The sequence below is a fragment of the Chromatiales bacterium genome (assembly GCA_020445605.1).
GTDB lineage: Bacteria > Pseudomonadota > Gammaproteobacteria > JAGRGH01 > JAGRGH01 > JAGRGH01.
The window spans coordinates 163,404-176,645 of sequence record JAGRGH010000040.1 but is presented as its reverse complement, the minus strand read 5'-3'; the positions used below and the strand labels follow the sequence as shown (position 1 = coordinate 176,645).

Below are 13,242 nucleotides of genomic sequence, written 5' to 3'. Positions count from 1 at the left end.
GCTCAGCCGCGCCCGCAGGGAGGGCCCCTACGGTTCGAGGGCTGTGTTGCGCCGCTTGCCAATGGAATGACCATTGCCTTCACGACGCGCCTTGCCCTCGAACCGTAAGAGCCCTCAGAAATGACAGATAATTGTGGGACAGGACACTAGGGAAGCTCTGATCAATCCATCCCGGATTGCCAGATCGCCGAAAACGAAAAAGTGCGATTTTTCGTTTTCTTTCATTCTCAACGTGTTACACCCGTTGAAAATGGCAGCACATCCATGTGCTGCGGGAAACTCTGACAATTCAGAGTTTCCCTAGTGCGAGACAGAGACGTCTCGCCCGAAAATCGAACACGCGAGAGTTTGATTTTCGTGAGCAACCGAAAACCGCGCTTTTCGGTTGCGACGTTGAAAAGGCCATGGATGGGCGTTTTTCAACAACCTGCTAGGGCGGGTCTGTCGAGTGCTTGCCGGATTGCGCGTCCCGGATCACCGACCAGGCGGCAAGCTTGTCGGTACGTGATACGGAAGCGTTCGCGGGGCTGGTCGAGGGCAGTCTTTGGAATTTCAGCGTCGGCCACGGCTGGTCCGCACGCAAAACATGGCGTGTGAACAGGCGCTCGGCCTCGACGCCGTTGAAGAACACCGTGCGAATCGCGCGGTGCCGCTGAAAGAAGTCCGCGAAATCGTTGGCCTGAATCGAATCGCGATCGATGTCCGCATCCAGACTGCCGGGTCGCTGACAGCTCGCCAGCACATCCCACAGCGCAATGCGCGCCTTGCGCAAGGCCGCACAACGCGTCGCGTAGCCTGCCTGCGAATCGAAACCCAGCAGTTCGCCCATGATGGGCCAGAAAGCATTGTGGGGATACGCGTAGTAGCGGCCCGCCGCGAGCGACGCGCGGCCTGGCATGGTGCCGAGGATCAGGATGCGCGCATCCGCTCTCGCGACGGGCGGGAACCCGGCTGCGTGCTGCTCGTCGACCGTCACTGCGGCGCGGTCAGCCATTCGGGATGCACGTCGGGCGGGGATTCGAGGGTTGCGAGAAACGCAATCAGTTGGCGCTTTTCTTCCGCGCTGAGATTCAGGGGCAGAATCTCACTGGTGCCCGTGGTTGCCGGCAGCGCGCGATCGTAATGATCGACAACCTCGGCAAGCGTCCGGAACTGACCCGCGTGCATGTACGGGCCGCGTTGTGTGACATTGCGCAGGCCCGGCACCTTGAACGCGCCTTCGAGCTGTGGCGCATCGCGCAGCGCGTATTCGAGTTCCAGGCACTGGCTCGCGGAGGCATCGCTGAATGCGCCCAGACAATTGAACGAGTCGGCAAACACCTGCTCCACGCCGCCCGCACGGCCGCGATCGCCGGTCGGGTTCGGCACGCCAGTGTTGTGAAACTCACCGTTCGTGAACAGCGGGCCGTTGTGACATTTCACGCATTGCGCGCGACCGGTGAACAGCACGAGGCCGGCGCGTTCGTCGGGATTCAGAATCTGATCGGCCCGCTCGTTGTCGCCGGTGAACAGTGCACTGACATACCGATCAAACTGCGACTGTCCCGGCCGCAGCAAAGCCTCATAGGCCGCGATCACCTTGCCGACGTTCGCGAAAAGGTGATCGACCGCCAGGCGGTCCTGCCTGTGCATGTTGTCCCAGGCCGAGCGATCGTAACGATCGCCGTTCGGGCCGGCGGAGGCCGGAAACCGTCGCCCGTCTTCGAGTTCCGGAAGCGGACCGAACAGGGACTCATATTCGGCACGGTGATGATCCGCGATGCGATGCGCGAGCGAGGTTCGGGTCAGACCGTGTTCGAGCGGGTTTTCCAGCGGCACGAGCGCTTGCGCCCAGGTCGAATCGCGCCGGCCATCCCAGAACTGCCATGGCTGCCAGGCCGCACCGACGACGGACGGCGTGCGTCGCGCTGTCTCGCCGAGCGCTCTGGCCCGGGGCAGCCCGTCCGTGAAATCGCGCGCGGGCTGATGACAGTGCGAACAGCTGAACTCGCCGTTGGCCGAGAGCCTGCGGTCGAAGAACAGGCGGCGGCCGAATGCCGCGGCGGCGGCGTTGTGCAGCACGCCGTTGGAAGCGTCGGATGGTGTGCCGAGTGCGGAGATCCACAGCTCGCCGACCACGGTCGGAAAATCGCCATGGTCGTCACCGGCGTGCGCGGCGCATGTGAACAGCAGACCCGCGGCCGCAATCAGCCGTCTTGCGCTCAAAGCCTGAGGTCGAACGTGACGTGATCGATCAGCGCGGCGCGCTCGATGCGCAGCCAGACCTGCCACCAGCCGTGCATGTGAAAGCGCAGGCCATCGATGCGGTAGACGCCCGGCGTTTCCGTTTCGACGGAGCGCGGCGCGGTCGGCAGGCCGTGACCGTGCTCGGCCATGCCGCCACCGACAGTGATCTTCGCGCCCGGCACCGGCCTGCCCTCGTCATTGAGCACCTCGATGCGCCAAGCGTGCATCTCGTTGACCGGCACCGGTGGCTCGAACGGCTCGGCACGGACGGTGAACCAGCCGTGCGCGGTTCGTCTTTCCATCGGCTCAGCAACGGCCACCGCCGTGACCAGCAGTGCGGTGACAACCGTGAGCGCACGCAGCAGGTAAACAGTCATTCGCGATCAATCGTTCAGAGAATGCAGGAATTCTAAGCGGCGCCGCGCACGGGCGCGAATCCGTCTGAACGGCGTCTCCCACGGTGCGCGGTGCGCACCCTACCCGACGAACCGATTCGCCGGGTGCGCACCGCGCACCAGCCGCCTTCGGGGGTGCTCCATGGCCGTATAGCGGCGATAGATTCGTAGGGTGCGCACCGCGCACCAGCCGCTTCGCGGGCCGCTCCATGGCTGTATATCGGTGATAGCATCGGCCGAATGCCAGCGGACCAAAACAACCCCGCGACCAAGGCGGAGGCCAACCCCATGTCGACGCTTGAAGCCCACTACGCGGTCAGCGAAATCGAGAAACGCATCCTCGCCGGCCTGCGCGCGGCCGGGCTGAATCCCGACGAACGCCTCACGCCCGAGATGCTCGGCCCGCTGGATCACTTCCACACCGGCGTCCTGCAATCCTCGCGCGAGCTCATGGAACTCGCACAGATTCGCGCCGACGAACGCGTGCTGGACATCGGCGCGGGCCTTGGCGGCTGTGCCCGCCTGCTGGCTGCGGAAACCGGCTGCCGGGTCGAGTGCTTGGAACTGTCCGCGGACTACTGCACCGGGGCACGGCTGCTGAACCGGCTCACCGGGCTCGACGACCGCATTGGCGTGCATCTCGGCAGCGCATTGGAACTGCCGTTTGAAAACGAATCGTTTGATGTCGTCTGGATGCAGAACGTCGGGATGAACATCGCCGACAAGCCCGGGCTTTACGACGCCATCGCGCGCGCACTCAAACCGGGCGGTCTCTATGTGTTTCAGGAGGTCACCGCCGGCCCCGAGCCAACGGCGTATTTTCCACTGCCCTGGGCAACCGAACCGGCCGACAGCCATCTCGCGAGTGCCGACGAGATCGGCCGGCTGCTCGCCGAACGCGGCCTGCACGCGGACCGACTCGAAGACGTCAGCGACGCCGACTTCAGCACCAGCGTCGCGAACCACACGCCGGCGGCCGCCGGCAATCTTGGCCTGGCCGTGTACGTGGACCGGCTCGCCGAGAAGGCCGACAACGCCGGGCGCAGCCTCGCCGACGATCAGATCCGCTTCTACCGTGGCGTGTTCCGGCGGGGTTGAACAGCGCTGGTCAATTTCGGTTCGCTAGGGTTGCCGCGCCGCTTCACGCTTTCACACTTGTAAGGTTGCGACCGGCCTGCTAGGTTCACCGAACCGAGCGGGGAAAGCGGCCAGACGCCGCGGGAGCAGGACGGATGCAACAGGCAGAAGGTACCAGACGTTCTTCGGAACATCACCGTCGCGATCTCATTCTCGAAAATCCATCGAGCCCGGAACCGCGGCACCGCCTCTGCACTGCGTCCGTTCGCATCTGGCCGAAGCCCCGCTACGCACACGTTCGCGCGCCTTTCGGGCCAACCTTCGGCGAACACCGCAGTTTCAAGTGTCTTTTTTGTCGCGGGAAGTTATGGGACAAAGTGTCCATAAGCATTCCGCGACGCGCCGACCGAAAACTGATCGGCAACCATTTGAATCCGCTGAAATCAGACGGTTACCGGAAATGCGACTCCAACCGCGCCCCGGCCCTGGAATGCTTATGGACACCAGTGCCCGGAATACTTATGGACACCTTGTCTTCTAACAACTGTTAGTTTGCACGAAGCGGAAAGTTTTACTCATGATGTCTACCACTAAGAATCGGTGCTAACTCATGGATACGAACTCGCCAGCGTACCGCTCGCTCCTTGATGCATGGACCGTCCGTGGCAAGCCGATTGTTATCTGGGCGGGCTCGGGTTTAAGCGCACCGAGTGGACTGCCGACTTGGCCACAACTCCAGAATCAGCTAGAGAATGAACTAAAGGATCTAATCTCCAGTTCTAATCCGGACACTGCTACGCGCCGGCGAGCATTGCTGGGCGCATCTAGGAACGCGAGTTCGGTATGGAAGTCTTTCGAGCATCTTGAAGAGGCGTTTGGCTCAAGCACCTTTCAGGCCGCGATCACTCGCCAACTACAAGGCGCTCTGAAGTGCACGATACCTAAAGGCTACACCCAGCTTTGGAATCTTGGTGTTCGCGGTATTCTCACTTTGAACGTCGATCGACTTGCGCTTAGGTCGTTCCAGAGTAGCGACGCTCGCGATTTATCCATGACGGAACGAAGTGGAAACGACCTGCGTGAACTAATTGGAAGCCTGACCGACCCGCGCCGCCGATTTGTGGCTAATCTACACGGCCACCTAGAGGATCCTGTGAATTGGGTGTTCACGCAGAGAAAGCTTGCGGCCTTGTTAAAAAGGAGCGATTACACCGAATTTGTAAGAGATTGCATCAAGTACTGCATTATCGTGCTAGTCGGAGTGACAGCGACGGACAAAGCAGTGCTTGAGCGCTTTCGTGAGTTGCGAACGGACCATATCAATATCGGGCCTCATTTCTGGATCACCTCAGTCGACGACTTCGACGCGCTCCAACAGGCTGAAAGATCTGGGATTCAGGTAGTTGAGTACCAGAATAGGGACGGGACGCACCAAGAAGTCTTAGAGATTTTCCACGCATTAAAGCAGCACGTTCCGCTTTCGGAGCCTGGCACTCCGGTTGCTTGGTCGTTCGGCCCCGATGCATCGGATGCATCCGAACCAATACAAGCCCCCATGGATCTTATGACGCAGAGTCCAAACGCGTTACGTAACTTACTAAATCGCCATGCTTGCGCCCTTCTTATCTCTGGGGATTCCGATAGCTCAACAGCATTTGCCGAGTTTAGCCGCACGTATGCGAGACCAATCCTTCTAGCATCATCGTTCGAACCCGATTCGGACGATGCAAATGAAGTTCTCGGTTATAAACTCACAGACTTCCGCAAAGAAGGCGGATTCGGGAAGGTATGGCATGGCTACGACCACTTAGGAAACGAAGTAGCAATTAAGGCTTTTCGTCACGAAGTGCGAGAGCGTCCCGACATGCTGGATGCATTCAGGCGTGGCGTTCGCTCAATGCAATACTTGGAGAAGCGGGGAATAAGCGGAATTGTCAGATTCTTAGCCGCCTCAGAAATTCCTCCAGTTGTCGTCATGGATTGGATCGAGGGTGCGACGCTACACGAAATTGTAGCGCAAGGTGGAGTTTCGGATTGGCGAGAAATTATCGACGTCCTCAGTCGGCTCGCTGAAGTGGTTTATGCGGCGCATAACGCCCCCGAACGAGTTCTCCACAGAGATTTACGCCCGCATAATGTGATGATCCGAGATTATTACGCCGAGGGAGTTCACGGCGAGTTGGTTGTGCTTGATTTCGATCTGTCTTGGCACATCGGCGCGATGGAGAAATCCGTTTACGTTGCTGGAGGCACGGCATACCTAGCACCAGAGCAACTTAACTCTCAACTAGACGCGACGACTCGAAGCGCTGCCGTAGATTCCTTTGGTTTCGGAATGACTGCTTACTATGTTTTAAGTACGTCGGATCCAATTATTAACATGAACCTACGACGGGACTGGCACGAAACACTCACAAACTTGTCTGCGCGTCGCAAATGCACAGAGTGGAAGTCACTTCCTAGAATGTTCCAACGTTTGATAAAGGGCGCGACAGAATTCAAACAACACGGTCGACTATCGTTTGCTGAAATTGTTGCGGAAATGCAGACAATGAAGCAGGTACTGGATTCGCCAGAAACGATAACCGATTTGTCAGCGATCGCCGAAGAGCTTTTCGCAAGAACCACGATGCTCGAAGACTACGAGTTGCTGGATGGATGGCCCCGGCGCGATCGAGGTACCGGTTTGACGGCGACAGCTTCACAAAGCCCATCTCATAGCGGTATCAGAATTCGTATCCGGTATTCCCAGCAGGGAAACGAGAAATATAGAGACCTACTCAGTGCGATAAACGACCTTAAGGCAATGTCCAGCCCCATCGCACGCTCCTTCGTCGAAAAGGAAGAGATTGCTGTTGAGAGCAGGGATTTCTTGGCGACTATCGATCTACAAGCATCGGATCCGGTAGAGCTGCTCGAAGCAGTCCCCGCACAGTTAGATACTTTTTTGGATCGGGTGATAGCACGCTTAAACCGCTAAGTTCAGAACTATCACGGTAATGTGCAAACTAATCGGGTAAGGACGGGTGTTTAGCCCGTCCTAAATATTACCTAACAAGCGCTGGTTCGGTTGCAAACTAGGCTGCGCTTCATTTGCACCGCACAGCTCGGTCGTTAGGAAACCGGCGGCTGCTAGCCGCCGGCATCGTCTGGTCAGTTCGGGCGACCGCCCGGTGCGAACGCGTTCAGCGTCGCGGCCTGCATGTTCTGCAGTTCGTCGTCCACGCCCGCGGCCTGGGTCAGCTGCGCGACGTTCTGCTTGGTGAAGAAACCGTCGAAATCGCCGAAGCGCTGCACGTACTCGATGATCAGCGAGGAATGCTCCGAGGCACCGGAGAAGATCTGCTTGATGCCTTCCTCGCGTGAGCCGATCACATCCAGAAGGAAACGCTTGCCCTGTTGTGCGATGGCGTTGACGACGTAGTCAATGTTTTCCACATCGCCGACCTGGCCGTCATTGACGCCGATCGCGACGTGGTGCAGCCGCGGGCCGTAGTTGCGCACGAAGGTTTCGGTCGGCGATGGCAACCGTTCCAGATGATTGACGAAATACGGCGTGTTGTTCGCCGTGAACACCTTCGCGGGGCTGTTGATCTCCTGCGGGAAGTGCACGCTCTTGGTCACATTCGTCGAGGAGTTCTGGTCGCGAATGTCGTAGGAGCCCCAGTAGTAGTAACCGGACAGTGACAGCCACTCGAGGATCGCCACTTCGCGGTTCTGCGCATAGACGCGCGTGGCCAGGTGGTCGATCGGCATCAGCAGCCGCTCGATGCCGAGCTGGGCCTGCATGGTCTTGGCGGCCTCGTACTCGGCCTGCACGTCCTCGCGGATGGTCGACATGCCGAGCGCGTAGACGCGCAGCTGATCCTCGGGCCGCTCCATGTAGGCAAGGATGTTGTGCGTGTACGGCGAGGGCTTGGTGATCGCGAGGTTGCCGGGCAGCTCAAGCTTGCGGACTTCGTCCTGATTGAAGAAGCGGAACTCGCGCTCCTGTTGCAGGCGCACGACCTCGCTGCGGTTGGTCACGCGCAGGATCTCGCCCATGTAGCGGCTGTTCGGCTTGTGCGCGCCGATCGGATAGACCTCGTTCAGACTGCGGAAGATGCCGCGCGTGTTCGGGTCCTTGACCTCGCGCACGAGCAGGTCCGGGTAGGCCATGTCGATGCGCAGCACATGCGTCCAGTGGCTCTCGCTCTCGAGCGTCACGAGGTAGTGGTAGGGCGTCATCAGGCACAGCTCGCCGACGTAGCGCACGGAATGGTCCGGGTCGACGGTGATCATCAGTGCCTCGATCTGGCCGATCATTTCGGTCAGGCCGACGCGGTCGCGCTCGGCGAGCAGGCGCTGTAGATAGCTCTCGAAGAACGGCGAGTTTTCCTTGTCGCCGTGACGCGGGAAAGAAAGCGAGTTCATGTTCGGTGGTTCCGGCTGCAATGCCCAGGTGATTGAGGTTGGGGTTTGCCCCGCGCCAGAGGGCGCAGGATTGCCGCTGAAAGTAGCAAGGATCGCGCCAGATTTGCATTGCGATGGCGCAATCAAACAGACCTGAATTTCCGGCGTTTATTGACGCCCGGGCGTGGCGCGGAAAAGCCGGCGCCGCATCGGTGCACCAAAACGATATCCGAGGCGTCACGCGCACACCAAGACGGTGCGCGGCGCGCACCCGATACCGGTCAAGAGCCCCGGCGCGCGTAGGGTGTGCAATGCGCACCATTCACGGCGGGCAGATTCGAAACGGTGCGCGATGCGCACCCTACCAGCTCCGCGGCTCGGCGGTTCAATCAGGCGATTGGTGATTCCACGGTGCGCGGCGCGCACCCGACACCGGTCAAAAGCGCCGGCGCGCGTAGGGTGTGCAATGCGCACCATTCACGGCGGGCAGATTCAAAACGGTGCGCGGTGCGCACCCTACCAGCTCCGCGTCTCGGTGGTTCAATCGGGCGATTGGTGATTCCACGGTGCGCGGCGCGCACCCGACACCGGCCAAAAGCCCCAGCGCACGTAGGGTGTGCAATGCGCACCATTCACGGCGGGCAGATTCGAAACGGTGCGCGGTGCGCACCCTACCGGCTCCGCGTCTCGGCGGTTCAATCGGGCGATTGGTGATTCCGCGGTGCGCGGTGCGCACCCTACTCGAGACCTGCGGTGCGCAGATCGTTCAGGAGTCGGTCGCGGTAGGCGGCGTCTTCAATGGGCAGGTTGGCTTCAAGGTAGCCGAGACTGATATACGGATTCAGCGCCAGCAGCTCGGTGATCTGCCAGCGCCCGTCGTCGGCACGCCCCGCGGCGACGTACGCGGCGGCGAGCCACAGGCGCACCTGCTGATAGTTCGGGTTGATCGCAACGCCGCGTTCGAAATCCGCGATCGCCGATTCCACATTTCCCAGCCGATAGTGCAGCGCGCCGCGCACGAGCAGATAGACGACCGGTATGCGCGGATTCAGGCGCGAGGCGATTTCGAAGGCCTCCAGCCCCTGGGTCGGCCGACCCGCGAAATGCAGTGTCCAGGCGCGCAGCGCATGTGCGTCCGCGTAGCCCGGGTTTACATCGATGGCAAGCCCGGTGCGCGCAAGTGCATCGGGGTAACGTCGTTCCAGCAGGTCGAGCTGACCCTGCACGAACTGCACCTGGGGCAGGTCGGCCGCCAGGGTCTCGGCACGGTCGGCGAACTCGCGCGATTCGCGCAGGGCCGCGGGCGGATCCGGATCCCAGCCGTCGATCAGCCCACGCGAGCGCATCAACGCCAACCCGGCCCAGGCGCGCGCAAACCCGGGATCCAGTTCGATGGCGCGACGGTAGGCCTGTTCGGCCAGCCGATGCTCCTCCGGCGAGCGGCGCGCGTAGTGGTCCTGACCCTGCAGAAAGGCGTCGTAGGCCTCCAAGCTGCGGCTGTAGTCGCGGGCAAGATGCAGCCGTTCGTCCGGATCGAGCTGTAAGCGCAGCGCCGTGATCACGCGCTCGACGAGTTCGTCCTGGAGCGCGAACAGCGCGTCGATCCGGCGCTCGTAACGCTCCGCCCAGAGCACCCGATCCGCACGCGCGTCGACCAGTGCCGTGTTGATGCGCAGCTGATCAGCGGCGCGCTGCACGCTGCCGCGCACCAGATACCGAACGCCGAGCCGCTCGGCAATTTCGCGCACGCCGGCCGACGATTCGCGGAACGCAAAGGCGGACTCGCGCGCGATCACCCGCAGGCCCCGGAGCTTTGCGAGATCGGTGATCAGATCGTTGGTGATGCCATTGGCGAGGTAGTCCTCACCGGCCGGGTCGCCAAGGTTTTCGAACGGCAGCACGGCGATTCCTGGCACATCACCGGCGGCCGGTGAACGCGAGAACAGATACCAGGCGAATGCCGCGACCGCCGCCGCGAGCATGATCAGGGCCAGGAAGGCGGACGACACCCGGCGTCGTGAGACTCGTTCCGGCGATACAGCCCGCGCCGGCTGCGCCTCGGCGCCCGACAGCTCGTGGACCTCGGCGACCAGCCGATAGCCGGTCTTCGACACGGTCTCGATGTACTCGCCGTCGCGCCCGGCATCGCCGAGCACCCGGCGCAGCTTCGCGATCGCGTTCGCCAGCGCGCCATAGGCGACAAAACGACCGCCCCAGACCTCGCGCTCGAAGTCGTCACGCGTCACGACCGTGCCCGGCTGCCTGGCCAAAAGCAGCAGCACGTCCATGACCTTCGGTTCGAGCCGCTCGGTGCGGTCGTCGCGGTGCAGGCTCAGCATCGCGGCGTCGACCGTCCACTCGCCGATTCGCAGCGTTGTGCCGCGAGCGGATGCGGCCGATTCAGCCATGAGACCCCGCGCGCCCGCACGGGCGCGAGTCTGTTAAGTGTCTGATTTTCAACTTCGTGAAAGAAAAGTGATGAATACAGTCGCGTTTCGTTAAGACCGCGCGTGCGCTCGCCGCTACAACGGATTCACGAACAGCATAGTGGAGACCCGCCATGAAACGCCGAAGCTTTCTTCAGACCACCGCCGGCTCGCTGGCCCTGACCCTGCCGGGTCTCGGTGGCCTGCTGTACACCCCGGTCGCAACCGCCGGACCGACCGAGACGATGCTCGCGGCCGAATCCCTGGATGCCGCGATGCGCGCCGTGACCGGCGACGTGGCGCCCCGGCCCGACCCGCGCGTCGAGATCGACGCCCCGGCGATCGCTGAGAACGGTCGCAGCGTGCCGGTCAAAATCCGCTGCACGCTCGACGGGGTTCGTGCGCTGTACCTGTTCTCGGAGAAAAACCAGAACCCCGGCGTTGCCCGCTTCGCGCTCTCCGCCGAACTGGCTCCGGTGGTCAAGACGCGCATCAAGATGGGCGGCACCGGGCGTGTGATCGCGCTCGCCGAGCTCGACAGCGGATTCCTGATGGCCGAACGCATGGTAACGGTTACCTCCGGCGGCTGTAGCTGAAGGCAGACACCACAGGAGAACACCATGAACGACACAAAGCCCGCCTACAAACTCCGCATCAGACGCCGCGGCGACACGGCCGAACTGCGGCTGCTGCTTGCGCACCCGATGGAGACCGGCGCACGAAAGGACACCGTCACGGGTGCGCGAATTGCGCGTCATTACATCCGCGAACTTCGCATCCGGCGTAACGGCGCGGAGATCTTTTCCGCGGACTGGAACTGGGGCATCGCGGCCGATCCCTACCTGGCACTGGAGCTACGCAAGGCCAGCGACCGTGACCGCATCGAACTCGAGTGGACGGATGATCGCGGCCATGTCGAACACGGGATCCAGACCCTGTCCTGACCGACGGCGCGACTCCCATGTCCCGTCAAGTACGGATTCGCATCGCCAGCCCTGCGATAGTCCTCGGCATGCAGGCGTCCGACGACAATGAATTTCCGACCGCGGAACGTCCGGAGTGTTTCGTGCGGGCTTTCTCGAACTTCTTCCACGGCTGCAAGCCGTTGAGAATGAAAGAAAACAAAAAATGACACTTTTTCGTTTTCGCTGCTCTGGCAATCCGGGACGGATTGATCAGAGCTTCCTGAGAATTTCAACCGCCTGCTAGGAAATATTCGCAGGCGGTTCACCGCACCTGCAGAACTCTTCGGCCTCGTCCTCGATATCCAGCAGCTGATCGGCTTCCCAGCCGGCCTGACCTTCGACGACATCCTTGTAGTCGGTATCCGGAACGACCACGTCTTCGGTCTTTTCGTCGGAATATCCGCTGCCGTCATGGCAGGTGATCTCATATTCGATGTGATAGGTGATCTCGAGCGTGCCGTTACCCGGAACGAAGGCATGGTGCCAGCCGTTGTAGGTGATGGAATAGCACTGGGTATCGATCGACTCGATCGAGCAGTTGCAGTTCGGATGCGGCCGCGCGGGCTGGCTCGTGTACGTACCCTCGCGTGCGTCGCACAACTCGTCACCGCCGGTGCTGACAAATCGGTAGCCGTGGACGTCGTCACTCATACTGAACTCCGTCAGTCGGTCGCGTTGAACAACGCGATGCGGTTCTGCAAATCATCATTGTCGGTCACCGGGCCGGCGACCTCGGGATGGGCCTTGAGCAGGCGACGAAAGCGACGCATGGTCGGCATGGAACGGCTTGTGATTCGCGAGCGCTGCAATGCGCCCCGCTTGCAAAGGAACCGATCGTGCCAGTTCACCGGCCCCTCGCCGAGCGACTCGAGCCGGACCTTGTAGGTGCGCACCAGCTGCCGGCCCCGACTCACGGCGACAAACTCGGAGTACAGCTTTGCATGGATGCCGTCGCTGTACAGGCGCTGGACGGTGAGCACGTCACCCTCGCGCAGGTCCGCTTCGGAGTAGGTCTTGGAGGTGACCGGCAGAAGATGCGCGAGTTCGACCACATCGCCGTCGTATTCATCGAGTTCGCTGGCCGCGAGGCTTTCGGGGCCTATCCGAAAAACCGGCAGATTGATCGCGCGATGATCAAACGAAACTGACGGCCCGGTGAACTGCGCAACGGAACCGTCCGGCATCGTGGCAAGCAGGATGTGGCTGGCGGCGGCCGGAATGCCGACGAGATTGAAACGCCCGCGCGCATCGGTCACACCGCGCACCGATGCGATGCTGACTTCGGCACCGGCGACCGGATGACTGTCGGTGTCGAGCAGCGTTCCGCGTACGAGGCCGGTGTGGTGCAGCCGGGTCGCCTCGCGAAGGATCCCAAAGGCCGTGCGCTCCGCGGGCTCGACAAGCAGATCGCCGGCTGAGGACGCTTCGAGAAACTGATCGACGCCCATGCCGGCGAGCCGCTCGATTGAATCTGCGCCCGCGGCAATCAGCGCAACAGACATCGCCGGCGTCACGCCTTCGATCTGCAACAGCTCGGCCTGTCGTTGCCAGTTGTAGGATTCGGCGTCCGAAGCGAGATCATCAACGATCTGCTGCAACCGCGCCACGCTGACCCGCAGCAGGTCGGCGACGGAGTACAGATCGAAATCGTTCAGGCGCGCCAGCGTGACCGGACCGATGCCGTTGATCCGGTCGGCCGGTTGTTCCATGGATGCGGTCATGTGTTCATGATCGCGATCGCTGGTGTCGAATGCAAACCGT

The 13,242-nt window shown here is 61.5% G+C and carries 11 protein-coding genes; 4 read left to right on the top strand and 7 right to left on the bottom strand.

Features of this window, described 5'->3' with window-relative positions:
• Positions 1-430: 430 nt before the first annotated feature.
• The 3 genes from KDG50_09170 to KDG50_09160 are packed head-to-tail and all read right to left on the bottom strand — an operon-like array spanning position 431 to position 2,603.
• Entirely contained in the window at positions 431-994 is a 564-nt protein-coding gene (locus KDG50_09170; GenBank protein ID MCB1865591.1) for a DNA-deoxyinosine glycosylase, read from the bottom strand.
• Positions 973-2,205, bottom strand: coding sequence for a hypothetical protein (locus tag KDG50_09165; GenBank protein MCB1865590.1), 1,233 nt, complete (start codon positions 2,203-2,205; stop codon positions 973-975). The genes KDG50_09170 and KDG50_09165 overlap by 22 nt, the downstream gene beginning before the upstream one ends.
• Positions 2,202-2,603, bottom strand: a complete 402-nt coding sequence (locus tag KDG50_09160) for a FixH family protein (protein ID MCB1865589.1) — start codon at positions 2,601-2,603, stop codon at positions 2,202-2,204. The genes KDG50_09165 and KDG50_09160 overlap by 4 nt, the downstream gene beginning before the upstream one ends.
• A gap of 306 nt (positions 2,604-2,909) precedes the next feature.
• Here KDG50_09160 and KDG50_09155 point away from each other — a divergent pair, with 306 nt between their 5' ends.
• Together KDG50_09155 and KDG50_09150 are read left to right on the top strand one after the other, a co-directional pair.
• Entirely contained in the window at positions 2,910-3,719 is an 810-nt protein-coding gene (locus tag KDG50_09155; protein ID MCB1865588.1) for a methyltransferase domain-containing protein, read from the top strand.
• A gap of 589 nt (positions 3,720-4,308) precedes the next feature.
• A complete protein-coding gene (locus tag KDG50_09150; protein MCB1865587.1) occupies positions 4,309-6,678 on the top strand; it encodes a protein kinase in 2,370 nt (789 codons plus the stop codon).
• A 173-nt stretch (positions 6,679-6,851) separates the two neighbouring features.
• Here KDG50_09150 and KDG50_09145 read toward each other — a convergent pair whose 3' ends face one another.
• Together KDG50_09145 and KDG50_09140 are read right to left on the bottom strand one after the other, a co-directional pair.
• A complete protein-coding gene (locus KDG50_09145; GenBank protein MCB1865586.1) occupies positions 6,852-8,111 on the bottom strand; it encodes a hypothetical protein in 1,260 nt (419 codons plus the stop codon).
• A gap of 716 nt (positions 8,112-8,827) precedes the next feature.
• Positions 8,828-10,498: a winged helix-turn-helix domain-containing protein gene (locus KDG50_09140; protein ID MCB1865585.1), complete on the bottom strand. Its 1,671-nt coding sequence runs from the start codon at positions 10,496-10,498 to the stop codon at positions 8,828-8,830.
• Between the two features lie 152 nt (positions 10,499-10,650).
• Here KDG50_09140 and KDG50_09135 point away from each other — a divergent pair, with 152 nt between their 5' ends.
• The gene (locus KDG50_09135; GenBank protein ID MCB1865584.1) at positions 10,651-11,112 is read left to right on the top strand and encodes a hypothetical protein; all 462 of its coding nucleotides are present in this window, start codon (positions 10,651-10,653) and stop codon (positions 11,110-11,112) included.
• Between the two features lie 24 nt (positions 11,113-11,136).
• Entirely contained in the window at positions 11,137-11,460 is a 324-nt protein-coding gene (gene soxZ, locus KDG50_09130; GenBank protein ID MCB1865583.1) for a thiosulfate oxidation carrier complex protein SoxZ, read from the top strand.
• Between the two features lie 261 nt (positions 11,461-11,721).
• Here soxZ and KDG50_09125 read toward each other — a convergent pair whose 3' ends face one another.
• Together KDG50_09125 and KDG50_09120 are read right to left on the bottom strand one after the other, a co-directional pair.
• Positions 11,722-12,132 (bottom strand): hypothetical protein, encoded by a 411-nt coding sequence (locus tag KDG50_09125; protein MCB1865582.1) that lies wholly within the window; start codon positions 12,130-12,132, stop codon positions 11,722-11,724.
• An 11-nt stretch (positions 12,133-12,143) separates the two neighbouring features.
• On the bottom strand, positions 12,144-13,190 hold the full coding sequence (locus KDG50_09120) for a DUF4332 domain-containing protein (GenBank protein MCB1865581.1): 1,047 nt from the start codon (positions 13,188-13,190) through the stop codon (positions 12,144-12,146).
• Positions 13,191-13,242: the final 52 nt, after the last annotated feature.